This is a genomic window from Bacillus sp. GW821-FHT11D08, assembly GCF_058808515.1.
In genome coordinates, this window is the sequence record NZ_JBXARS010000023.1 from 1 (window position 1) to 602 (window position 602).

1 protein-coding gene is annotated in these 602 nt (G+C 56.3%); it reads left to right on the top strand.

Translation table 11 applies throughout. The features are described from left to right. Positions 1-602 (top strand): hypothetical protein (locus AC1RRX_RS19245; protein ID WP_144465028.1); only part of this gene is annotated, 602 nt, incomplete at both ends.

Sequence of the window (602 nt, forward strand, 5' to 3'; positions counted from 1 at the left end):
TTTCTGCCGTTTGCCCTCCAGGATATGCAGGTGTTTTCTGCGTGCCGGGAGACGATGTGGGCGGTGCTTTCCTCAGCGGACGGCGCCTATCATATTGAGCTGTGTGATGAAAACGGCGCGGTATGTGTCCGATTGACGGGGCTCACCGCCCGTTTTCTGGAAGAGGAAACGGAGGAAAAACCGCTCTTGCTTCAGCCAAAGTGGCAGGAATCACCGCCGGGTGAAGGCGGCGGACAAGAAGAGTCTTTCAGATACGTGACGCTGTATGGCGGAATGAACGCTGAGGACATAAGCGGCGCCGTATGTGCGGCTGACGGCGAAGGTCCGATTGAAGACCGTTATGACGCCTGCGCGGCGGAGCTGTCAGCGATCGTCACGCGTCTTATCAAAGAAAAACAGAAGAAAAAAACGCTGATCCAGCTTCTTGTCCCCGACAGGGGGGAAGACAATGTATTGGCGGGGCTGGCCGCTTTCCTGAAAACGGCTCACCTTGAACATCCGAAGCTGTACGGCCAAGTCATCCAAGCCGATCCGGACGAGTCAGCCTCGGCGCTTCTTGCCAAGCTGAAAGAAAACCGGGCGCATCCTGAACAAGCGGAAAT